Source organism: Cobetia sp. PDI-23MA, from assembly GCF_059507735.1.
The window spans coordinates 2,445,139-2,468,500 of record NZ_CM183352.1; the positions used below are offsets into that span (position 1 = coordinate 2,445,139).

The window sequence follows — 23,362 nt, forward strand, 5'->3', positions numbered from 1 at the left end:
GCTCTAGGCAGCTCTCTCGCCGCACATTCCTTGACGGAATGGCTGGATGCGGCAAAGTCGCTGCTTGATCACAAAGTAACGCATTAGAGTGGCCCCTTGATCAAGACAAGGGCGACTCATCATGAAGAAAGCAATAGTCCATGCTGGCATGGCAGGCGCCCTCTGGGGAGGCGTCATCGTGTTGCCATCACTGCTTGGTGACATCCATCCAGTGGTCATCAGCTGCGCGCGTTTTGGACTCTACGGACTGTTTGCCGCGGCGATAGCGTTACCCCATGCTCGCCGCCTGTCTGCTCGCCTCACTACGCGCGATACCCGCTTGCTGCTGGAGTTGGCGCTGACAGGCAATGTGGCATATTTCATCTTGCTGACGGCGGCCGTCCAATATGCCGGCGTGGCCATCGCGGCATTGATCAACGGGCTGGTGCCGGTGGCGGTGATGTTGATCGGGAGACGCCATATTCAGGCGAGCCGCCTGTCCGTGAGCCTGTCCCTGACGCTGATCGGGGTGGGAATCATCTGCATGAACGTGCCTGTTCTGCTTCGCTTCCTTCAAGGCGCGGGAGAGTGGCGAGACCTGATCGGCGTGCTGTGTGGCTCGCTCGGCGTGATGTCCTGGGCATGGTTCGCGTTGCGCAATGCCCAGCAACTCAAGGCCGGTCGTTTTTCCGCGCGAGAGTGGTCCACCCTGCAAGGCATCGCGACCGGGGTCGTGGCAGTGATGATTCTTGTGCTGGTCGCCGTCTTGCAGCCGCGAATATTGCCGCTGGAGCTCTCGTCTGAGCGCTGGCTGGCCTTCGCTGCCGCAGCCCTGTTCATGTCGGTCGGGGGCTCCTGGATCGCCAATGCCCTGTGGAATTCGTCGGCCCAGCGCCTGCCGGTGTCGGTAGGCGGACAGATGATCGTCTTCGAGACCTGCTGTGCGTTGCTCTACGGATATCTGCTTGCCTGGCAATGGCCGCAGAGCAACGAAATGCTGGGCATGCTGTTGATTCTCGGCGGTGTAATGTGGACGCTGCGCGCCGAGCAGCGTGTGTCCGGCCCTCGAAAGGCTGTGGGTGGCGTACCTGTTACGGGATCAGAGCAGTGAAATACCCCACCTGATGAGGCCTGGCCTGGCCGATGGTCATTCCCCGCACATTTCACTCGCCTATTTCAGACACGCCAAGGCCGCCTCAAAGGGCGGCCTTGGCGTGTCTGGCGGGCAGTCTCCACCACTGCCCTCTCAACCTTATCTCTCAGACATAGCTATCAACCATAGAAGTGCTCGACAAGACTCATGGGAATCGCCGGCACGTAGGTGACCAGCATCAGCACCAGGAAGAGCACGAAGATCATCGGAAGATTGACCTTGGTGGTTTCCCACATGTCCGTCTTGGCGATGGAGCATGAGGTGGCCAGTACCGAGGCCACGGGCGGCGTCTGCTGACCGATGGCCAGATTGAGGGTCAGGATCAGACCGAAGTGGATGGGGTCGATGCCGATCTGCTGGATCAATGGCATCACGATCGGTACCACCAGAATGATGGCAGCGGCACCATGCAGGAACATGCCGAGCAGGAGCAGCAGGATGTTGAGCAACGCCAGCACCGCCACCGGGTCCGTGGTGATCGCGGTGATCTCCTGGGCCAGCTGTTGCGGCAACTGCATCTCGGTCAGGAACAGCCCCAGCACCGCAGATGTGGCGACCAGCAGCATCACGACGGAGGTCTGGATCACGCCATCGATCACCGCGCGGTACAGCACCTGCAGGTTCAGCTCACGATAGACCAGCCCCCCGATCACCAGCGCCGCCAGCACGGCGATGCCCGCGCCTTCGGTGGCGGTCACGAAGCCACCGAAGATACCGCCCAGAATGATGACCGGCAGCGTCAGGGCCCAGAAGGCCTCGCGAAACGCCTTGCCGAGTGTCGACAGCGAGAAGGCAGCCTCACGCGGCATGTTGTACTTGCGGGCGTAGTAGTAGCAGAGCATCGCCAGCCCCAGACCACCCAGAATCCCCGGAATGATGCCGGCGACGAACAGCTTGACGATGGACGTGTCCGCGATGGCCCCGTAGAGAATCATCGACAGCGACGGCGGAATGATGATGGCAAGCGACGCCGAAGACGACGTGATCGCCGCCGAGAACTGCGGCGTGTACTTGCGCTTCTTCATCTCGGGAATCAGCACCGAACCCGTCGCGGCCACATCGGCCACCGCGGAGCCGGAAATCTCGGCGAAGAACAGCGATACCCCGACATTGACCATCGCCAGGCCACCGCGCACGAATCCGACCATGGCCGTGACGAGGTTGATCAGTCGCATGGAGATGCCCGAGGTATTCATCAGCGCGCCGGCCAGAATGAACAGCGGAATTGCGATCAGCGGGAACTTGGTGGCGCCATTGAAGAGCGTCAGTGGCACGTTCACCAGCGCGTCCACGCCCATGAAGATCACCACTCCGACGACCCCGACGGTGCCGATGGCGACCGCAATGGGCACGTTGATCAACACCAGTGCGAACAGCGCCGCGATAATGATCAGTAACGTCATGAACGGTGCTCCTTGAGGTCTTGCTCGGCCAGACGGATGGCTTCCGCGATCTCTTCCTCTTCACTGTTGACGCCTGCACACATCTTGCGCCAGGCATGAGGCAGACTCAGCAGTTCACACAGTATGAAGAGCGCCGCACTGATCGGAATCACCGACTGGGTGACGTCCAGACCGATGGCCGGCAAGGCGATGAGGGAGTCCCAGGCCAGCACGTCAAGCACCTGATAGCCGAACCAGCCCACCACGGCGAAGAACCCGATCACGATTAGCTCAGAGGTAATGAACAGTGCACTGCGCAGTGCGATGGGCGCCTTGGTGATCAGACCAGGGAAGCCCATATGGGATCGCTTCAGAGCCGCCAGGCCAGCGCCATAGAAGCTGAGCCAGGCCAGATTGATCGAGGCGACCTCGTCATACCAGGGCAAGGAGCCCCCGAAGGTACGCAAGGCCACCGCCGCCAACACGATCACCGTCAGCGAGAGCAGCAACCCGACGGTGAACACTTCCAGGCAGCGTTCCACCACCTTGTTGACTCTGTCCAGCAGGGTCACACCAGCCGTGGCCGTCAGTCCTTCCCCACTCTCGGTGGGGAAGGTTGCCTTGGCCGCATGGGAATGCGAGCTCATGACTTACTCCTTGGCCAGTGCCATGGCCCGGTCGACCATCGCCTGACCACCGTCGACCTTGTCGGAGAACGCCTGATAGACCGGCGCACTCGCGGTGACGAAGGCATCCCGATCCACCTCATTGACGGCCATGCCGCCCGCCTTCAGGCTCGCCAGCAGCTTGTCATCCAGTTCTGCCCCCTTGGCGAAGGCCCAGCTCTGGGTCTCGGCGGACACCTCGGCAATCGCGGCCTTCACGTCCTCGGGCATCTTGCCCCAGCCGGCCTGACTGCTGGTCAGCCAGATGGGCGAATAGACATGATTGGAGAGTGACAGGTACTTCTGGACCTCCTGGAACTTGGCGCCATCGATGTTGGACAGCGGGTTCTCCTGGCCATCGACCACCCCGGTCTGGAGTGCCACGAAGACCTCCGAGAAGGCCATCGGTGTCGGATTGGCACCCCACGCCGTGAACATGCCGGTACGCCATTCGCTCTGCGGGGTGCGCAGCTTCAGCCCGTCCAGGTCTTTCGGATCCACCACGGGATGTTCATTGTTGGTGATCTGGCGGAAGCCGTTCTCCCAGGTGGAGACCAGCTTGAGGCCCTTGGCCTTGGCATCCTCGGCCAGGTCCGTCATCACGATCTCGTCATCGATGCGCTTGAGATGCTCGCGATCCTTGACCATGAACGGCATGTCAAATAGTGCAAAGCTTGGCGAGACGGACGACATCACCGAGGAAATCGCGGCCAGATCGACCGTGCCGAGGCGCAGCTTCTGGATCAGCTGGCGCTCATCGCCCAGCTGGCCACTGTGGTAGTACTCGACCTGATGCTCATCCCCGAGTCGTGCCTGCAGGCTATCGGCGAAATGTTGCGCAGTCTGGCCCTGCAGACTGTTGGGGCTACCGCCGATGGCAAACACGATCTTCTCGGCATGCGCAGTGGTGGTACCCAAGGCGGCGGCTAACAGCGTGGCGGCAAGCATGGCTCGCTTCATTGTCGAATCCCTTTGATTGTTCTGTTGTGGGGTATGGACGTATCGGGGCTGGCTTGCCGCTTGATCGCTCCGGACCTGAGTCTGTGTTGGCGAGACTGACTCACGTGCGTGACGTTCATATTCCACTCCCTAAAGTGGACTGCAAACCATACCAGATGAAGCAAAACTTAGTCGCCCACTGCCGCACCGGTCAATCACACCGCAGCAGAAATAGACCTTTGTCTAGCGAAATACGCAACAATCCCCCTTCCCCGGCCTCATCTGGACTGGATGGCAAACCACATACCGACATCATCCGTCTGCTATCGTCAGCAGCGGTGTCTGGCGTTTTTTCAGCTCTGCAAAACCAAAAGCCCCGCCGATTTCCTCGGCGGAGCATGCATGTAGATCAGAGACGCCAACCTCTCGAAAAAGGGCAGAACGGGCGAATGAGGCTGGAGAACCCGGCTTGAGCGCCAGGCAAGAGTGCGGCTGGGCGTCACTCAGCCACGGCGTCACTCAGTCGCGGCGACCCCAGGCCACGGCGTCATGCGGGTGAAGGCTTTCGATATGCCGTACATGCACATGCGCCTCGCCGTCTGAGATCGCCAGGCCATTGATCAACCTGCGTGCGGCGTCTTCAACGAACATCAGATTCTGGCCATTGAGCGCCGCGAAGGCTTGCTCGTCGGCGCGTTTCACGGCCGTCTGGACCGGCGTGGCCACGGCCTGTTCGATGACATCGATCAGCGCGATCAGCCCCAGATCCTGCGCCGTGGGCTTCAGCTCGATCTGGACCTGCGCTTCGCTACGCTGACTGTGGGGCGTGGCCAGAGTGGCGTTATGGGTGAGCCACTCGGCGACCTGCTCAGGCGTCAGTGTGGTGTCATTGCGATGAGCCGCCAGGAATGCCTGCTCGATCAGCTGGCGCGACAGGGCCGCCGAGCACGGACAGGTGGAGGAATACCCCACCGTGACACTGGCCTGCAGCGTGAAGCTGTCCTCGCGCAGACTGGCCTCCAGCGTGACGGGGTAGGACTTCCAGCCAGAGAGTTGCGGTGTGACTAGTGCCGGACGCTTCACCAGCAGCGCGAATTCCAGCCTGACGCGGGTATTGCGCGAGGCGCAGTCGTGATGGCTTGCCACCATCGCGGCGAGCACGTCCTGCAGATTGCCCGGGGTCAGTGGCTCGCCCTCCGCCAGCCCATCCAGCAGGCGGTAAAGGCGCGACATGTGAATGCCCTTGGTATGCGGCATCGGCAGGTCGACCTGCGCATCCACGTGGGCATGCAATTCACGGCGATAATCGCCCTCCTCGATGAGTACAGGCAGATCAATCCCCTGCATGCCCACCCATTCCAGGGGACTCAAGGAGCGCGAGCGCTCGGTCAGGGAAACGTCGGGGAGTATTGCGGTCATTCGTCAGATATCCAAAGCGGCCCTCGTCAGTGACCGCCTCCCTCAGGATGCAGGAAGGCGGCACTGAGCTCAGCCGAAGTGTGGGGTGTATCAGGAGAGGTGAAGAGCAGAGCGCGGACGGCTCGTCGTCAGCGCAGAATCATCCCGCCAGTCGCGAGGAATGATGACCGGTGATCTTCCACTCACCGAGGATCTCCTCGAAGGTGAACAGAAAACGGGCCGGAATCGTGACCGTCTCGTCAGCGGCGCGATATTCGAAGGTGTAGTGCCCTCCAATCACGACGGTACCCAGCTTGCGACTGACTCGGGGTGAGTACTCTCCCAACTCGCAGGCCAGCGCTTCATTGGCGAGAAAGCCATCGAAGTAGGCCTGTCGTTGCTGGCGATTCTCACGCACATCATCGGCGACCGTCGGCACCAGGATCGCGTCCTCTGCATACAGCGAGAGAAGCGTCTCCTTCTCCCCGCGAGTGACGGCAATCGCCCAGCGCTCCAGCGTGCGCGTCGCGGCATTGATGCAGAACTCTGCGTCACGCTCACTCAGCGGTGGCGATGTCGGGTGGGGCATGCGGTGGCTCTCCCTTGAGGATGAGGCTCTTGAGGAAAGACGGGGGCCGACAGCGCCCCCGTCGATTTGTCACGGAGCGATCAGGCGTCGGCACACCGCAGGATGCCCTGTCCCAGGCGCTCGATCAGCTGCGGATACAGCGTCTCGCCCAGCGGCAGCCCCACACCCAGCGGCTCGAAGACGATGGAGGTCTTGACGCCAGTTCCCTCGAAGACGCTCTCGATCAACGCCGGGTTGTACTGTGGCTCTCGGAAGACGCACTGGATGTCGTCCTGCTTGACGCGCGCCTGGATCTCCTTTACGCGGGCCGGGCTGGGGGTGGAGGCATCGCCCAGCGAGATGGCACCAGACGCCGGCACGTCGAAGCGGTGCTCGAAGTACTGATAGGCATCATGGAAGACGATGTAGCGAGTGCCCTGCACCTGAGCCAGACGCGCTGACAGTGACTCGGTCAGCGCCTCGAGCTCCTGCTGCCCCACCTGGGCATTGCTGCGATAGGTCGCCGCGTGCTCCGGGTCCTGTGCTGCCAGTGACTCCGCAATGGCGCCCAGCCAGGTGTGAGCATTCACCGGGTCCAGCCAGCCATGGGGATTCTCGCCGTCATGACCATGCTCGTCGTGATCCGCATGGGCTTCGTGGCCACCATGCTCGTCGTGCTCTTCGCCATGCGCGGAAGAGGCTTCATCAGCGTGATGATGCGCCTCGAAGGTGGGGCCCGAACGATAGGTCAGGTGCAGGGTGCCCGGCACCTCCATCAACTCGACGGCATCGGCCTCCGCGGCCAGCGACGCACGCGCCTTGGCAAGCCAGGGCGTCAGCTCATCACTGACGAAGAACACCACATCCGCATCGGACAGTGCCCTGGCCTCGGAGGGACGCATGGAATAGCCATGCGGTGAAGCGCCTGACTGGATGACCAGATCGGGGCTGCCCAGCTCCCCCATGACACGTGCCACCAGTGAGTGCACCGGGGGGATGTCCACCGGGACCGATGGCACCTCGGCCACTGCCACGGCAGGTGCCAGCATCAGGGGCAGAGAGAGGGAAGGCAGTAACCGATGGCGCATGGCGGTTCTCCAATAGAGGCGATATCGCGGAAGGAAGATCGAAGGCTGCAGTGACCAGACTCAATATGTTATAACATAACATTAATGGTTACTGACCCGTCAACTCTTCAGCGCCAAGAGGTCCCCATGTCGCTGTTATCGATCAAGAATCTGTGTGTCACGCTCGGCAGGCATCGTATCCTCGATGCGATCGATCTCGAGGTTGAGCGCGGCGAAATCGTTACCCTGGTAGGCCCCAATGGCTCAGGCAAGTCCACGTTGCTTCGCAGCATCATCGGGGCGGTGTCCCCGACGAGCGGGCGGATATATCGTCAACAAGGCTGCAGAATTGGCTACGTCCCCCAGCGCCTGAGCCTGGACCCGACACTGCCGATGACGGTGGTGCGTTTCCTGAATCTGCCCCATCGCCATTCGCGCGCGGCGGTGGCAAATGCCCTGGCGCAGGCCGGCATCCCCGGCGTCGAGCAACAGCAGATCGCCGACCTCTCGGGGGGGCAATTCCAGCGTATTCTGCTGGCCCGTGCCCTGATGGATTCGCCCGATATATTGCTGCTCGATGAGGCAACCCAAGGGCTGGATCACCGTGGCATCGCGGACTTCTACCGTCAGATCGATCGCGTCCGCCACACCCTCGGCTGCGGGGTACTGATGGTCAGTCACGAGCTGCATGTGGTGATGCGCGCCTCCGACCGTGTCGTCTGCCTGCATGGCCACGTCTGCTGTCAGGGCACGCCTGAGCGTGTCATGGCCTCACCGGCCTACCAGGATCTGTTCGGGCTCGATACCGCTGATGCCCTGGCCTTCTATCGCCATGAGCATTCACACGATCACTCTGACTCTCGCACCCACTCGCCTGCTTACGCTGCGCCCACCTGTCGGCCCTCATCCGGACCTGCACCCGCGCCTGCAGCCAAGCCTGTGCTCAAGCAAACAGCGCAGCGCCGGGAACCAGCGCTCCAGCTCATTGCACCGAACGCAGAGGGATGTCACTGATGTTGGAGGGACTGATACTGGATGACTTCATGCTCCGCGCCGCCCTGGCCGGGATATTAGTGGCGCTTGCGGCAGCGCCGCTGGGCTGTTTCGTCGTCTGGCGACGCATGGCCTATTTCGGCGACGCCACGGCCCATGCCGCGATCCTCGGCGTGGCGCTGTCGCTCTTGATGTCCACCTCGATTCTGGCCGGCGTGCTCGTCGTCTCGCTGATCATGGCGACACTGGTCACGCTGCTCAGCGGACGCGGCTACGCCATGGACACCCTGCTTGGCGTGATGGCGCACTCCGCACTCGCCTTCGGCCTGGTGGCCGTCTCCTTCCTGCCCGGCGTACGCATTGACCTGATGGCCTATCTGTTCGGCGATATCCTGGCGGTCAGCAAGACAGACCTCGCAATCATCGCCGCAGGTGGCGTGTTGGTCATCGGCCTCATCTACTGGCGCTGGTCGGCGTTGCTCACTGCCACCCTGAATGAGGACCTGGCGCGTGCCAGCGGCATCAACCCGCGACGCGAGCAGCTGGTGCTGACACTGTCGCTGGCCGTGGTGGTCGCGGTTGCATTGAAGGTGGTCGGTGCGCTGTTGATCACCGCACTGCTGATCATCCCGGCGGCCACGGCGCGCCGCTTCTGTCACACCCCGGAGCTGATGGCGATCGCCGCCGCCATCATCGGCGGAGTCTCCACCACCGGCGGACTGCAGGCGGCTTACTGGCTGGATACGCCCACCGGCCCCACCATCGTGTGCCTCGCCACCCTGCTGTTTGCCCTGAGCACTGCAGCGGCACGCATCTCACGCCTTGTCTCTCAGAGGGGCAGCGAAGCGTCTGCTCGAGGGTGACCTGGTGCATGCCCGCACAGAGGCCCGATGGGTGCTGCACGATAGCTAGCGTTGTTCATCAGTCATCAGCTTGCGCAGCAGACAGGCAAGCTGATGTTGCTCATCGCTGTCCAGCGCACTCGCCATCCGGTGCTGATTCTCGACATGCGCTTCCAGAGTGGAGTCGATCAGATGACGCCCTGCTTCCGTCAGCGCGACGCGATTGCTGCGCCGATCCTCATCACTGGCCTGGCGCTGCAACAACCCTCGCTTCACCAGCTGATCTATCCGCGTGCTCATGGCACCGGAAGAGAGCATCAACGTCTGATACAGCTGAGTCGGGGTCAATGGCGCCTGTGAACGTCGTAGCGTCGCCAGGATGTCGAACTCGACAGTCGACAGGCCCTCCTTCTCGAATACCTGCTCCATCCTCGAGCCAAACACGCGACTTGCCCGGCTGATACGCCCGAATATGCCCATCGGCCGGCAATCCAGATCGGGGCGAGCCTTCTCCCACTGCGCAAGAATGCGATCCACAGCATCTGTCATCATGAAACCTCCCAGTTATCTTTCCAAAAAGATACTTTAATGACGACGGCTTTGCGAGTACTCTCACACCTATCTTTTTAGAAAGATACTTTAAGGAGAGACAAATATGCCATCTTCACACCTGAAGGTTCTCGCCATGACCGCCACGGCCCCGGTCATATGGGGAAGTACTTACCTGGTGACACAGACCCTTCTCCCTGCCGACACCCCACTCACCGCAGCCACCATTCGCGCCCTTCCCGCGGGACTGCTGATTCTGCTCTGGACTCGACAGACCTTGTCGGGAGGGGGGTGGGTGAAGGCCATGGTGCTGGGCACTCTCAATATCGGACTCTTCTTTACCTGCCTGTTTGCCGCTGCCTACCGCATCCCCGGCAGCATGGCCGCCTTACTGCTGGCAAGTCAGTCGGTGTGGGTTCTACTGCTGAGCCGCTGGTGGCTGGGGACAGGCTTCAGCATGACAGCCGCAATGCAGTGTGGACTGGGCATGGTCGGAGTGGTGCTGCTGCTCAATCCCGGTCAAGGTGGGCTGGACATGACAGGGGTCGGGATCGCGCTGCTCGGTGCTGTCTCGATGGCCGCCGGCATCGTACTCAGCAAGCGCTGGCAACGTCCGCCCGACGTCAGTCAATTGAGCCTGACGGGCTGGCAATTGATCTTCGGCGGACTGCTGTTGCTGCCCCTGGCCGCCTGGTCGGAAGGTATTCCGACCAATCTCGAGCCGCAACATCTGCTGGGCTATGGCTACCTGATCCTGCCGGGTGGAGTGCTCGGCTATGGCCTCTGGTTTGCCGGCATCCAGCGATTGCCCGCCTTCTCCGCATCACTGCTGGGTATCTTCAGCCCGCTGACGGCAACGGTGCTGGGTTTTGTGTGGATGGGCGAGTCGTTCGGGCCCCTTCAATGGCTTGGCACTTTCTGCATCGCTTCTGCCCTGACATTTCCCCTCTGGGTATCGCTCAAGCGACGTAGCGCTCAGCCAAGCCGTCATGAGTTGACTCGATGACCCATCGGGGGAAACCCGACGTGCATGGGCAGCCGGCCTTTAACGGGAAGGCCATCTCTGCAAGTAACGTAGAAACAGAACACCCCACTGATTGCGGATCAGTGGGGTGTCTTGGCGAATGTCAGCAGATCAGGAACTCAGGTGCCGCTGCTCATTCCCAGGCGGGGAACGGGTCCGGCAGGTCACGCCAAGCTTCCTTGCCCGCCAGCAGCGTGGCGTCATCGAGCAGGCACTCGTCCAGCGCCTGGCGGATACGGGCTTCATCCAGGTTCTGACCGATGAATACCAGCTCCTGGCGCATGTCGCCGAACGGCTCCTGCCATTTTTCCCGGATCGACTCCAGATACTCGGGGTCTTCTGGCCATTCGACCTCCGGCACTGCCTTCCAGAACATGCCGCCGAACCCGTAGTGCGCGATGCCACCGGCCTGGTTCCACTGTCCGGCAAACTGCGGCCGCGTGGCCAGCCAGAAGAAGCCCTTGGAGCGCAGCAGCTTGCCGCCGAACCAGTCTCCGTGGAGCAGCTGGTGGAATTTCTCGGGATGGAACGGCACGCGCGCATGATAGGAGAAGCTCGAGATGCCATATTCCTCGGTCTCCGGCACGTGCTCGCCGCGCATCTCCTTCAGCCAGCCCGGTGCCTGTTGCGCGCGATCGAAGCTGAAGCGGCCAGTGTCCAGCACCTTGTTAAGCGGCACGGCGCCCTTCGTCATGGGCAGAATCTCGGCCTCTGGGTTGAGCGAGCGCAGCACCGCGCTCAGCTCGGCAAGCTTTGGGGCATCGAGCAAATCCGTCTTGCTGATCAACAGCACATCACAGAATTCGATCTGATCGACCAGCAGATCCGCGACATTGCGCTCATCGTCCTCACCGAGGCTTTCCCCCGCTTCCGCCAGCGACTGCGCCTCGCGATACTGGATGAGAAAGTTGGCGCCATCCACGACGGTAACCATGGTGTCGAGACGCGCGACACTGGAGAGGCACTGGCCGTCCTCGTCCTCGAAGGTGAAGGTTTCCGCCACCGGCAGCGGCTCGGAAATGCCGGTGGATTCGATCACCAGGCAATCGAAGCGCCCTTCCTCGGCCAGTCGCCGTACCTCGATGAGCAGGTCCTCACGTAGCGTGCAGCAGATGCAGCCATTGCTCATCTCGACCAGCTGCTCCTCGGCACGATTGAGCGCCACCTCGTTGTCCGCACCGGGCGCGCCACGCACCATGGCGGCATCGATGTTGACCTCGCTCATGTCATTGACGATCACCGCCACCCGGCGCCCTTCGCGGTTGGCGAGGATGTGATTGAGCAGCGTCGTCTTGCCAGCACCCAGAAAGCCGGACAGCACGGTCACTGGCAGGGGTTGAGACAGGGGCACTTGTGGGTAATTCATCAGGCGGTACCTCGATAGGATAGGGTCTTGGCCACGTCTCTTGCGCGTGAAGGCATCCTTGCCGGCGCAGGGTCTGGATCAGGGCTTGGGGCAGGGTCAGGTAAGCGCCTGGACGTGGGGACCTCTGGATTCTCGATCATCAAACATACCAAATGATACGTTATAACATAATTATGGTCAGCCACTTTTTGTCGCTGACGCCGAACGACGCATGTTTGACATCGAAAACCTCAATAGCTTCCGACAAGCTCTTCTTATGACATACAGACTGCAGGAGTGCGGCCGTCAGGCCGTTGCAGATTGCCTTCCCAGAAGCACGAAGCCCGATAGCGTAGGAGGGACTTGCGAACAACAGCGCAAGTCACAGGCGCCACAGCGTCGACGCCCCACACTATTGATCAATCGAGGTGCTTCATGACCATCCCATTGGCATACCGGTATTCACCCAGGCGTGAAAACGCCCCGTGCTGGGGTACGCCCTCTGGCTTCGATGGATTGACATCATCAGGAGGTGAGCATGTCGCTTGAAAAGGAACCGGGTCGTTTACCGAGCGAAGTCACACCATGGCTCGGCAAGGAGCAGAGCCATGAGCTGACAGACAACATGCAATTGTCACGCGCCGCGAGACGATTACTGGCTGACAGCATGGCAAAGAACACCATCCTGGCATTTCGATCAGATATCCGGGGCTTCATGAAAGCCGGCTACTCACTCCCCGCTACTGCCCAGCAAGTCGCCAATTATCTGGCGGAGATGCATACCAAAGGCCGCAAGCCTGCCACGATTTCCCGTCACGCCAGCTCGCTGGGCACCTGGCATGTTTACATGCAACTGCCCTCTCCCACCCTGAGCCTGGAAGTGAAAGGCGTATTGAAGGGGATTCATCGCAAGAGTGATGGACGGCAACGTCAAGCGCCCGCATTGCGACTCCATCATTTGCGACAGCTGTTGAAGGCTCTGGACCTTGATGCTCCACGAGATCTACGTGATGCCAGCATGTTCTGTCTGTGCTTCTACGGGGCGTTTCGCGCAAGCGAGGTCGTCGCGCTCTACAGAGAGGATATCGAATGGCGTGATGGCGGTATCGTGATCACGTTGCGCCACAGCAAAACCAATCAAAGCGGACGGATCGAACAGAAGATGCTTCCCCGTAATCCTGCGGGGGGGCGTTGCTGCCCAGTGACGTTACTGGAGGCTTGGCTTGCCTGGAGTGGCATTCGTCGAGGCGCACTGTACCGATCCATCGATCAGGCAGATCGAGTGGGGGCCGGCAGAATGCACCCCGTCACGTTCGGCAATCTACTCAAGAAGGCGTTACAGCGCGCCAACCTCACTGCAGAGAAGTTTACCACCCACAGCTTTCGTGCCGGCTTCATCACCGAAGCGCATCTCCGTGGCAAGAGCGACCAACAGATAAAGCGCATCAGCGGGCATCGTGACCAAAAAACCTTCGAACGCTACATCCGCATGGCGGATGACATGCATGACCCGGGCAATGACATCTTTTGATAGCTCGTACCCTGAAAGGCGCTGCCAAGGACGGCAGCACTTCCAGTGGGGCCGATGAGATGATATTTATCCTACTATAAGGATGAGATAATTAATAAGACGCAAGGGAGAGCTCATGACCGATACCTACACGCCCCTGCCTGAGGCTGACTTTTCCATCTCGGGCAAGATACGGAATCTTTCACGACGCTCTCTTGGCGATCTCATCTCCCTTCCGCCTCCACGCAAAGGCAAGGCCCCTTCATACAAGGGCCTGCTGCTAAGTCACCTACCCATCGTGCTTGTCGGTGACCAGGGCCACACCGAGCTGCTCACCCATGGCATGCTCCTGCGACAACTCAGAGGGTCATCTCTCGAGAACTTCCAATCCCTCAAGGTGTTTGAGGTGGACCGTGAAGGTCTCACCCACGAGGAGCTGGAGGTGTTGCGCTATCTGTCAGAGGTGCTACCTCAGGAGCTTTTCAACACCTCACACGTGATGGAAGCCCGTGCATTCATCAAGCAGCTCAATGAGAAGCCTGGGCTGGAAGAGAAGTTGGCCCGTATCGTGTTCGGGTTATCGAAACCCACCCTGGATATCAAGAGTCTCATGATCCTGACCCAGGGCCGCTGGGCGAAGAGCACACTGCAACGTGCCCACAGTCCCAAAGGCCAGCGGAGTCTCGACGATGATCGCGGAGCTTCAGAGCCACTCTCCCCCGAGACAAACAAGGACAACGAGGCACAAAAAGCGGCGCAAACATCAGTGCCCCTCACTCCCCCAGCGCCCAAGGCGATTCCATCCGCTCGGTGGCAAGCAGCATCGGGCCCCGCCACAGACACCACGCGGCCAGCCCTCTCACGGACTCGCCAGTCGCATGTGCCCCAAAGAAAAAGCGATCTGCTTGACGGCCTGCCGGATGCGTCCGAGACCCCCTCGTCATGATGCATGACCTTCCCGAAAGCAAGACATGGCTCCCCGAAACCATCCTTCATCAGTGGGAAGATCAACTAGATGACCTGGTATTGTCAGCTTCGGAGGAAACGCGCTTATGGCCGTTTCTTCACTGTAATCTTCCCCCGTGCAGTCAGGCGGATCTCTGGATATCCGCCCATATTCAAGCAGCGGATGAAAACGATCCTGAATTGCTCGACCTCATCAACAAACTCCTGAGGGTGCTCCCTCTTGCGCCGGGGCCTTCACAGGCGATTCGTCAGAGCCACCCACTGCATAGTCAGCTGACCTTTCCCGATAAATTCGCTCCCTCCTCCATGGTGCGAGCCGATATCGCAAACCAGGCAATACAGATCGCGCGCCATGGCACGGCCTCAACACACTCTTTCGAACTCTTGTCAGGCAGTGGCGAGCCGTCCCCTATCGAGCACAATCGCCGATTGATTCGTCTTGCCTTGCGCGACATGGCCGGCTACCACTCGGGGCCTTCTGTCGATTGCAGTCTCTATTACCAGCATTTATCAACCCTACATATCGCTTTGAAGTCCATGCTGTCACTTTGGAAGCACCCGATCGCGTGGCATCGTTCTGCCAATCTCTCGTTACTCAGCGCCTGGAAACACATCCCGTGGCTGAAAAACGGCGAACCAAGGCTGCATGACCAATTGCAGCAGGCCCAGGAACTGCTCTCCGGTTACCTACCCATCGGGACTCGTCGCGCGCGCTACGCGAAGCGACTCCCGCAACGCTCCGTCTTTTTTCATGACTCATTCAAGCGCGACTTTTCATCGGTTGCCTCCAGTCCTGAACTACCGGAGACACTCGGTACCGCACGCCCCTCGGACGGAGACGAGGACGATGACACCAGTCTCGAACCAGACAAGATCTCGCATCCGCAAGAAGAAGAGGAAGCGCCCTTCCATCACAAGGGAGACACCCTGTTGACACCGGAAGATTGCAGGGTGATCGCTCGCAGACGTCAGCAAACCTCTATCGCGCAGAGCCTGGGAAGTCTGTCGAATTTCGCCACGACTCAGGGGCAGATCCGAAGAATACTGACATTACCTCTGCCGCCTGATGCCAGACTGCTGGTGCAGCTTGTCCTCGCAACAGGTATTGCCCCGGAACGTCTCAGTCAGCTCCGTGTAACGGACGTCGAGCAGGAGGCACTGCTCTGCACTACGCCGGTGTCGCGGACTCAATCACTGCAGTGGGTCCCCGAAAGCAGCACACTCTACGTCCCTGTCATTCATGCACCGTCAAAAAGCCCACCCCTGCCTCTGCGACTATCGGACGTCCTCGCGATACCCCTCAATCAATTGAGCGAAGCGACAACTCAGCCTCTGACCAAGAGCCTGACACGGCTCAACCGTCAGCTGAGGCAACACATGGCAACGAACACTGGCACGACTCCCACGGCTCAGCGCGTGGCCAGAGCCGCACGTCATCACCTTCTCGGCATGGCGAAGACCGATGTCGAAGCGGAGTGGCTTCACGGGGAGCTCAGCCTGAAAACATCAGCCCCTGCCGCTTACCGCAAGATGTCCCTACGTGAGCTGCAGCGTCTCATGAACACGTCGCTGGCGTGGTGGGGGATCGCGACACCGATGAAAGCGACCGTGCCTCCCAGGAAGGCACACGCCATCACGGCCTTGGGCTCGAGCGTGACACTTTCGCTCCACACTGCCAGGGAGGCATTGAAGGGCTTGCATGATCTGGTCCAAGAGGGTCTTTCCAACTTTCCCATTGCTGCCCGTGGGATATCCCCTTCTCCTGAGGACTGTTCGGCCTTGATCGGGCTCAACAGTGCGCTGTGCTGCTACATACTCATGGGAGTCCAGCTGACGGCAGGACTTCGTCCGCCAGGCGCCACTACGCAAATGTCTCGGCGTGGACGTCTGCTGTGGGTCGCTGACAAGGATTCGGGCCTCTACAGAGAAAGCCGAGTCATCCCGTTGCCTCTGCCGGTTTGCCAGAATCTCGATACCCTGCAGGCATGGCAGGCCTCCTGGCGGCAGCACTGGCCACGTAATGGCGGGGCCTGGCTGTCATGGCCTGAAGACGAACAGGCACTGGCCATGTGGTGGTCAAGACGCCAGGCCAGCCTCAATCTGACCGCAAAGCCTTGCCAGCAGACTCACATCCGAGGCTGGATCAGCACACATCATCAAGCGCCGTCACTGACAGCCGCGTCACGCGGTGCACTCGCCACCCTGCTGGCACTTCCCGATAACGCACCACGTCATTTCGTCGCCCAGACACTCGATGGGCGAATGCAAGCGAACACGCTGGACATGCTGCTGGGCCATGTCAAAAGCGGCCAGCAGCGCCACGTCCCCTATGCCAGCAACATCTGCCTACCGCCGGAGATGCAACGCCTCTTGGGGGAGTTGTCCGATGAGTTGCGAATCAAGGTGATACCTCTCAAGGATTTGCCATGAGCAGAGATGGGAAATTTTACCTTGCACCTGCAAGGGAGACGTCAGGAACCGGATCACTGGCCAAACTCGACCCTGACTTGCACCTCAAGCTCATGAGCACCCACCACATGCAAGAGCTCTGGTCGCGCTGGGAGGAGCGCCGACTTGATCGAGTCAAAGGCAAGCAACGCCAGCAAAGCCTGCATCTGCTGTACTGGATCGAGCGTCACGCCAAGCGCCAACCGGCCAACGATATGCCGGCAGAGGCCGGAAGCATGATGCTGTACCTTAACCATACGCAAGCCAAGGCCATGGTCACGGAACTGATTCGATGGAGAAAGGTGCATCATCGCCAACCGATAAGGCATCGGGAAGCTTACCGAGTCATCAGCCGCTTCCTGGAGGAAGTCAACCAAAGCCCTGGAGTCGTGGCGATGCTGCCACAGTGGCCCACACAGGCCCGGCGCAAAAGCGTGCTGCCAATGGAAGCCAAAGCTCTGGACCGCGCAACCAGGGTCTTGCCAATCATCCGCGCGCTACGTCAACCCAGGACTGGCTTCGCGCTGTTACGCGCTGCCGTAGAGCTCGGTGTGCGTGCCGGGTTAGGCCAACAGGTGATTCTGGTCACATTGGCCTGCCTGACGCGTCGTCACTTCGAGAGCGACCGCAACGCCCCCAATGAGTGGGTCTGGATCCCCGCTCACGCGGCACCGCCGCCGGTCATGTCGCCTCACCTGACAGCCTACCGTCTGCCATTGGAGTCGACACTGACGACTGCGCTCAAGACATTGAGAGCCAGAAAGCCCACCACCGCCAGGGACGAATGGTTATTGGCCGAGAGGCCAGAAGACCAGTTCCTCTCAATACCCGAACGGATTCGCATCGTCAAGGGTCGCATGAGACAGGAGCTGGCCTCCCTGATCACCACGCTGCCCATGACAACCGAGGAACGCCGCACGCTTAAGCTGACCACCTTGCTGAGCGCATTGCCTCATGCCGCAGTACTGGGAGGATTGCCCGGCTACTGGGTCAGCCAGTTCAGTCGCTATCCGATTCCCTACAGCAGCGCGCATGGGCTTTATGAGCCCCATTCCTACTTCGCTCGGCTCGAGGCTCCACCGGTCAGTACAGTCATGGCGTCTGATTCCGGCAACCATCAGCAGGAATCTGTGGCGGATGACGACACGATGAGCGCCATGGATCTTTTCGCGACCAAGGCATCAGAAACGAACGCTTCCCCCCACTCAACCGTACTGACACAACCTCCGGGGCAGCGCTTGATGACCCAGGATTCCTGGCCAATCGACTGGCTTCCGTCGGCAAGGCGCATCCTCAAGCAATGGATCGGGGTCATTTCCTCTGATCATCTTCGCAAGACAAGTGACGATAGGGTCAAGAAGCGTCTGGAGGCGCTGCTACTCGAGACACGCAGACGCCTCACAAGACTCATGGGCATCCGCCATAGCTACCCGGTCATGGTGCTCTATTGGCTGCATGATCTGCGCGTGACTCGCATGCTGCGCGTCAGTTCACTGCACACCTATCTTTCTCGCAGCTTGCCGATGGCGATGGCGGATTACACCTTGTCGATCGACATTCAGGAGTGGGACAACGACAGTGCCCAGGAAATGTGCTGGTGCGTGCCACGCGATATGGGTTGGTCTGCCAGCACGACACACAGCTTTCTTGGCAATATGGGGCAGCTCATCCGCTTCATGCACAGCATGGGAGTATTGCTGGACGTGGAGCCGCCGATATCAGGCAATCACAAGACCCCCAGCGCCAAACGAATTCATTTCGCCACCCTGAGACAGATGGAAAAGGTACGTACCCATCTTCTCGCAGTACCCGATGCAACACCTGATGCCACCATGCAGTGGCTCAGCATCGCGCTGGGCTTCCACGGGGGGATGCGCGCCAGCGAGGTCTGCGCCCTGACGCTACGGGACATTCGCATCGAATGTCCTCAGGGCACCTTTTCGCTCGAGCAGTGGTTGGAGGACCACTGCCCGGCCGAGCCCACAAAGGCGCTACCTGATACGGGATTCTCACCTCCCTCACCACATGAGAGAGATACCCTGCACGTGAAGTTGCGTGAACTTCTGAAGTCATTGCCGGAGATTGAGTGTCGCGTTTATATTCACGCCGGAAAGACGCCTTCAGCGCGGCGCGTACTTCCCCTGCACCTTCTGACATTCTTCGGCGATATTGAAATGTTGGCAGCATGGTGGGTATATCGACGGCGATGCTTCCCCTCGACAGCCCTCTCTGATATCGCGCTGTTCGGCCCGAGCGAGAGTTGTCAGGCATTCAATCATGCCGGCCTGATCGCTCCGGCAATCGACACCATGCGAAGTGTGCTGGGTAGTGCCATCGATTTTCACTCGTTGCGCCATGCAGCGGTCAGTTGGTGGCTGATTCGTCTTGAGGCGGCGCAGAACCGTGACATACTCGACGACTTGCAGGAGCACGGCTCCTGGGGACTGCAAAAAGCGCCCCTGAAACGCTTTCTGAAGGGGGTTCGAGGCTATGCCGGACAGGACAGTCAGGATCGCGGCATGTTGTTGTATCAACTTGCCGTCTGGATCGGCCACCGCACCCCGGAACAGACATTGACGCACTATGCCCATAGTCTGGAATACCTGCACCGGCAGGCCATGCGGCGCGCCAGTGAGTACACCCGGGCGATCACACCCTGGGTAGCCCCAGTAACATGAGGTGCCATGGCCTGACTCAACGCCTCTCCCCCCCCCCAACAGGCAACCGCCTTGCCATGCCCCAACGGGGGGGCCATATCGGGATCACACCGGAGCAAACAACAAGGCCAGATCCTCCTCATCAAACAGGGGCCCCTCCTCCTGACGCCCGCTTCCCCCTTCCAGTACTGATGCAGCAAGATCCGCCTTGCGAGACTGCAGCTCCAGGATGCGTTCCTCAACAGTTCCTGCACAAACCAGCTTGTAGACAAACACCGGATTCGTCTGGCCCATTCGATGAGCGCGCCCGGTGGCTTGGGCCTCTACGGCAGGATTCCACCAGGGATCGTAGTGGATGACCGTATCTGCCGTCGTGAGATTGAGCCCAGTCCCCCCTGCCTTGAGGCTGATCAGGAATACGGGTACCTCGCCACGCTGAAATTGCGCCACACGCTCGGTTCGCACTGCCCCGGGCGTCTGCCCTGTGAGAGTCAAGTGAGAAATCCCCTCCCGCTCCAGTGCTCCCCCGATCAATTCAAGCATTTCCGTAAATTGCGAGAAGATGAGGATACGCCGACCGTCCTCGACCAACGATGGCAACAGTTCACGTAGCGCCTCCAGTTTGGCTGAGCGCCGAACCGTCGCCGCACTTTGATGTTTGACAAGCCGTGGGTCACAACATACCTGGCGTAATTTCAACAGGGCATCCAGCATCACGATGCCGGAGGCCGCCAGCCCGCGTGTCTCGATCGCCTCCTTGACCCGTTGATGCTGTGTCAGTCGAAGACTCTCATAAAGCTCTCGCTGTGCACCGGTCAGCGTGATGTCTCGCTGAGTCTCAGTCTTGTCCGGCAACTCATTGAGGACTTGCTGTTTGGTACGCCGCAGAATGAGTGGCGAGATACGACGAGAGAGTCGCTGACTCACAGCGGCGTCAGCATGCTTCTCGATAGGGGTACGAAAATGCCGGCCAAACCACTGCTGGCTCCCCAGGGCCCCTGGCGCAGCAACATCCAATTGCGCCCATAACTCACCAAGGTGGTTTTCCAATGGCGTTCCGGTCATCGCGATCATACGACCAGCATTGAGCCTGCGTACGGTACGCGCCGTCTGACTGGCAGCATTCTTGATGGCTTGGGCCTCATCCAGTACCACGATACCGAAGCGCTGCTCGCACAGATGCTCGATATCTCGAACCAGGAGGGGGTAAGTCGTGACGACAATATCCACATTGGCGACAACAGTATCGATCTGCTCACGACGGCTGGCCTTGGCCCCCTGAAGCGCCAGCACGCTCAGTGTCGGCGCAAATCGAGCCGCTTCGGCGCACCAGTTACCGACAAGACTTGTCGGGGCCACCACCATGACAGGCCCGCGCAGCTCCCCTCGCGAACGCTCAGCGAGCACGTGTGCAAGGATCTGAATGGTTTTTCCAAGCCCCATGTCATCGGCCAGAATACCACCCGTACTCAACTCCGAGAGAAATCGTAACCAGGCCAGTCCTCGCGCCTGATAATCGCGCAATTCACCCTGGAAACCGTCAGGGGCCGGCAATTTATCAGGAAGCTCACGCAATCGTTGGGCGAGGGCAACGACATCCTCTCGCCCTACCCAGCGCTCATGATCTGCCAAGGGGGCCAGCTGATCGATGGAGGTCAAAGGCACACGCAGGGCGCTTGAGGATGCCTCGCTATCGTGAAGCCAGTCCATCAAGGGAGCCAACCAGGCACGTAGCCTGCCAAGTGGAAGCACCAGCCGACGATTATCCGGCAGGTGTACGACCCAGCTTGCCCCCGCTTCCTCATCCTCCTCCGGCGTCAACGGGAAGTCTTCGCGCTGAATGAGTTGACGCAGAATGGGGAGCAGATTGAAGGATTCATTCTCCACCTCAACGCCCAACGCAAGATCGAACCAACCATTCTCGGCAGGCTCGAGCGCTCCATACCAGTGGTCTGGCGATAGATATTCAGGCTCTTGCGGGAAGTCATCACTGAACTCAACCACACATCCCGCCTGACGTAATTGCAGGATCATGTCCCACCATTCCTCAGGAGCAGAAAGACAGGTCCTCCATTGCGCCGCATTTTCTGGCACCTGCCTATCTATCGGCAGCAGCAAGCTCCACGAGGGCAACTCCAACCCATCCGGTACATCGTGGTGCGCGGCGAGTTCTTCCAACGTGACCATGCCTGGCGGAATGGCGCGAATCAGCGCGATTTCCGCTTGTTGATCACGTGGTATCGTCAAACGCTGCCCATCGCGCAGCCCCTGGGCCACCTCTCCCTCCTCTGGGGGTATCTCGATACCGGCATAGCTCAGGCTCACGACACCAGCGCCCAACCGAATAGAAGTTTCGTTCCAGACATGGCGGCGCGTTGGCAGACGTGCCTGTGCGACACACATGGTGATCTTCAGCTTGGGTTTCACATCCTCGAGCGTTGTTTCCACGAGGGTTCTCGGAGAGGGGACTTGGGCTGCCAGCCCCGAGACATTCTGGAGGCGAGAGATCAACCACTCGCTCATTTCCGGCGGTAACGCGGGAACGTGCTGGAGTTGGCGCCAAAGCTCAACATCCCCCTCCAGAGGGCCAAACTGCTTATTCTGAGGGTCAAGATAACAAAGCGACTTGCCGACACTGGCTACGATAGCCGCGGGAGACAAGATATCTTCAGGTATCGTGGACATCTGCAGCCGCTGCACACCCTGCTCATCCATCTGCCAGGTCGGGGCGATACGGCAGGTCGGCCCAATACCAAGCTGTGGGCCCGTCTGCTTCTGATGGAAAAGCAAGGGGGAGGCATCGCTTGCCAGCAGGGACCAGAGTGCCTTCGCCTGGAATGCCTTGTTCAACGACACCCCTTTGGATTGCTCAGGAAAGTACCATTGCGAATCTTTGCTGCCATGCAATAACTGCTCGATGGCCTCCTCCTGCGCCGGCTGCCATCCCATTGCAGGGACAGGTGACAACTCCCCCGCGTGAGAGACTTCAACTTTCACTGGCGAGACCCATCGATCAAGCTGCGTCTTGCTCTTGGAGGGCCTCAACCACACCGGCTGCACCGTCAGCGCGGGAAGCCCCCTGTGGCCGGACTGCACATCAAGGAACAACCCGAGACGGTGGTTGGCACCTACTTGGACGGCTGACGGCACCGCCGGGGCTTGACTGTGATGTTGCAGCCAGATTGTCCACTCACGTTTCGCCGCCTGAAGTGACGGCGCTTGCTCCACTTCGTCGGGCTCAAGCGTGTCAGGAACCTCCAGGGCTTTCCCCAAAGGGCCGCTACTCAGGAAGGTATCGATCAATGCGACTGCGTGCTTGCAGGTACTGCCCACCGGACAACTACAAGCTGTTCGCATCTGGTGCCGAGTACCCACAGGAGCCAACATGATCATCGTGCGATAAGGGGTGCCCAGACTGCCCGCGACATCGCCAGAAAGCGTCAAACCACCCTTCTCATCCAACTCTACCTGCCACTGCTCATCCACTCGCTGCTGGCGCGCGTAACGCAGACCACGCTCCAAGGTGCCTGCATCAAACTCATCACGCCATCCATGCTGAAGGAGTGCGATATTCAAGGCGAACGATGCATTACTCAAACCAGTGGCTGCCACAGCGGCACTCTCCATAGAAATATGACGATATTGGAGCAAATTACGGGACTGCTAGTAAACCAGACGGATTCGCCGCCATAAGGCAGGCCTAACAAGCCTCATGGACCGAAGCAAACCTCTATGCAAAGGGGCTTGCTCCGATAGCCAGAGAAGTGAGCGAACACCATGAGAATTAAGGTATCAGTCGCGATGCCACCTGAGACTCTCTGGTATAGCGCCGTCCCCCACTTCGGTATCCTTGCCCTTCCACAGCCCACCAGGATAG

At 60.0% G+C, this 23,362-nt stretch carries 17 protein-coding genes; 8 read left to right on the forward strand and 9 right to left on the reverse strand.

Annotation, left to right across the window (positions count from 1 at the left end):
* Positions 1-148: 148 nt before the first annotated feature.
* The gene (locus AC5WNJ_RS10320; protein ID WP_495931040.1) at positions 149-1,090 is read left to right on the forward strand and encodes a DMT family transporter; all 942 of its coding nucleotides are present in this window, start codon (positions 149-151) and stop codon (positions 1,088-1,090) included.
* Between the two features lie 161 nt (positions 1,091-1,251).
* Here the strand turns inward: AC5WNJ_RS10320 and AC5WNJ_RS10325 are convergent, their stop codons facing one another.
* From AC5WNJ_RS10325 to AC5WNJ_RS10350, 6 genes are all read right to left on the reverse strand, one after another.
* Positions 1,252-2,535: a TRAP transporter large permease gene (locus AC5WNJ_RS10325; RefSeq protein WP_176677370.1), complete on the reverse strand. Its 1,284-nt coding sequence runs from the start codon at positions 2,533-2,535 to the stop codon at positions 1,252-1,254.
* A complete protein-coding gene (locus tag AC5WNJ_RS10330) occupies positions 2,532-3,161 on the reverse strand; it encodes a TRAP transporter small permease (RefSeq protein WP_176677371.1) in 630 nt (209 codons plus the stop codon). Before AC5WNJ_RS10330 ends, AC5WNJ_RS10325 begins: the two co-directional genes overlap by 4 nt.
* 3 nt (positions 3,162-3,164) lie before the next feature.
* The gene (locus AC5WNJ_RS10335; RefSeq protein WP_176677372.1) at positions 3,165-4,139 is read right to left on the reverse strand and encodes a TRAP transporter substrate-binding protein; all 975 of its coding nucleotides are present in this window, start codon (positions 4,137-4,139) and stop codon (positions 3,165-3,167) included.
* A gap of 498 nt (positions 4,140-4,637) precedes the next feature.
* On the reverse strand, positions 4,638-5,537 hold the full coding sequence (gene folE2 / locus AC5WNJ_RS10340) for a GTP cyclohydrolase FolE2 (protein ID WP_176677373.1): 900 nt from the start codon (positions 5,535-5,537) through the stop codon (positions 4,638-4,640).
* A 139-nt stretch (positions 5,538-5,676) separates the two neighbouring features.
* The gene (locus AC5WNJ_RS10345; protein ID WP_176677374.1) at positions 5,677-6,105 is read right to left on the reverse strand and encodes a DUF4440 domain-containing protein; all 429 of its coding nucleotides are present in this window, start codon (positions 6,103-6,105) and stop codon (positions 5,677-5,679) included.
* 80 nt (positions 6,106-6,185) lie between these two features.
* Positions 6,186-7,172 carry a zinc ABC transporter substrate-binding protein gene (locus AC5WNJ_RS10350; protein ID WP_176677375.1) on the reverse strand — a complete coding sequence of 329 codons (987 nt, stop codon included), beginning with the start codon at positions 7,170-7,172 and terminating at the stop codon, positions 6,186-6,188.
* A 126-nt stretch (positions 7,173-7,298) separates the two neighbouring features.
* Here AC5WNJ_RS10350 and AC5WNJ_RS10355 point away from each other — a divergent pair, with 126 nt between their 5' ends.
* Together AC5WNJ_RS10355 and AC5WNJ_RS10360 are read left to right on the forward strand one after the other, a co-directional pair.
* Positions 7,299-8,165, forward strand: a complete 867-nt coding sequence (locus AC5WNJ_RS10355) for a metal ABC transporter ATP-binding protein (protein ID WP_176677376.1) — start codon at positions 7,299-7,301, stop codon at positions 8,163-8,165.
* Positions 8,166-8,194: 29 nt separating this feature from the next.
* Entirely contained in the window at positions 8,195-9,007 is an 813-nt protein-coding gene (locus tag AC5WNJ_RS10360; RefSeq protein ID WP_495929591.1) for a metal ABC transporter permease, read from the forward strand.
* A gap of 45 nt (positions 9,008-9,052) precedes the next feature.
* On the opposite strand, the gene AC5WNJ_RS10365 is transcribed toward AC5WNJ_RS10360, so the two are convergent.
* Complete coding sequence (locus AC5WNJ_RS10365; RefSeq protein ID WP_176677378.1) at positions 9,053-9,538, reverse strand: MarR family winged helix-turn-helix transcriptional regulator; 486 nt, start codon at positions 9,536-9,538, stop codon at positions 9,053-9,055.
* A gap of 103 nt (positions 9,539-9,641) precedes the next feature.
* Here AC5WNJ_RS10365 and AC5WNJ_RS10370 point away from each other — a divergent pair, with 103 nt between their 5' ends.
* A complete protein-coding gene (locus tag AC5WNJ_RS10370; protein WP_176677379.1) occupies positions 9,642-10,541 on the forward strand; it encodes an EamA family transporter in 900 nt (299 codons plus the stop codon).
* A gap of 151 nt (positions 10,542-10,692) precedes the next feature.
* Here AC5WNJ_RS10370 and zigA read toward each other — a convergent pair whose 3' ends face one another.
* Positions 10,693-11,925: a zinc metallochaperone GTPase ZigA gene (gene zigA / locus AC5WNJ_RS10375; protein WP_176677380.1), complete on the reverse strand. Its 1,233-nt coding sequence runs from the start codon at positions 11,923-11,925 to the stop codon at positions 10,693-10,695.
* Positions 11,926-12,442: 517 nt separating this feature from the next.
* On the opposite strand from zigA, the gene AC5WNJ_RS10380 reads away from it, so the two are divergent.
* The 4 genes from AC5WNJ_RS10380 to AC5WNJ_RS10395 all read left to right on the forward strand — a co-directional run bounded on the left by AC5WNJ_RS10380 (position 12,443) and on the right by AC5WNJ_RS10395 (position 19,506).
* Positions 12,443-13,435, forward strand: a complete 993-nt coding sequence (locus AC5WNJ_RS10380) for a site-specific integrase (protein WP_225346893.1) — start codon at positions 12,443-12,445, stop codon at positions 13,433-13,435.
* Positions 13,436-13,550: 115 nt separating this feature from the next.
* Complete coding sequence (locus AC5WNJ_RS10385) at positions 13,551-14,360, forward strand: hypothetical protein (RefSeq protein ID WP_495929594.1); 810 nt, start codon at positions 13,551-13,553, stop codon at positions 14,358-14,360.
* Positions 14,357-16,810 (forward strand): hypothetical protein, encoded by a 2,454-nt coding sequence (locus tag AC5WNJ_RS10390; RefSeq protein WP_495929596.1) that lies wholly within the window; start codon positions 14,357-14,359, stop codon positions 16,808-16,810. Before AC5WNJ_RS10385 ends, AC5WNJ_RS10390 begins: the two co-directional genes overlap by 4 nt.
* Positions 16,807-19,506 carry a site-specific integrase gene (locus AC5WNJ_RS10395; protein ID WP_495929598.1) on the forward strand — a complete coding sequence of 900 codons (2,700 nt, stop codon included), beginning with the start codon at positions 16,807-16,809 and terminating at the stop codon, positions 19,504-19,506. The genes AC5WNJ_RS10390 and AC5WNJ_RS10395 overlap by 4 nt, the downstream gene beginning before the upstream one ends.
* Positions 19,507-19,590: 84 nt before the next feature.
* Here the strand turns inward: AC5WNJ_RS10395 and AC5WNJ_RS10400 are convergent, their stop codons facing one another.
* Positions 19,591-23,136 carry a DEAD/DEAH box helicase gene (locus tag AC5WNJ_RS10400; protein ID WP_495929600.1) on the reverse strand — a complete coding sequence of 1,182 codons (3,546 nt, stop codon included), beginning with the start codon at positions 23,134-23,136 and terminating at the stop codon, positions 19,591-19,593.
* Positions 23,137-23,362 lie beyond the last annotated feature (226 nt).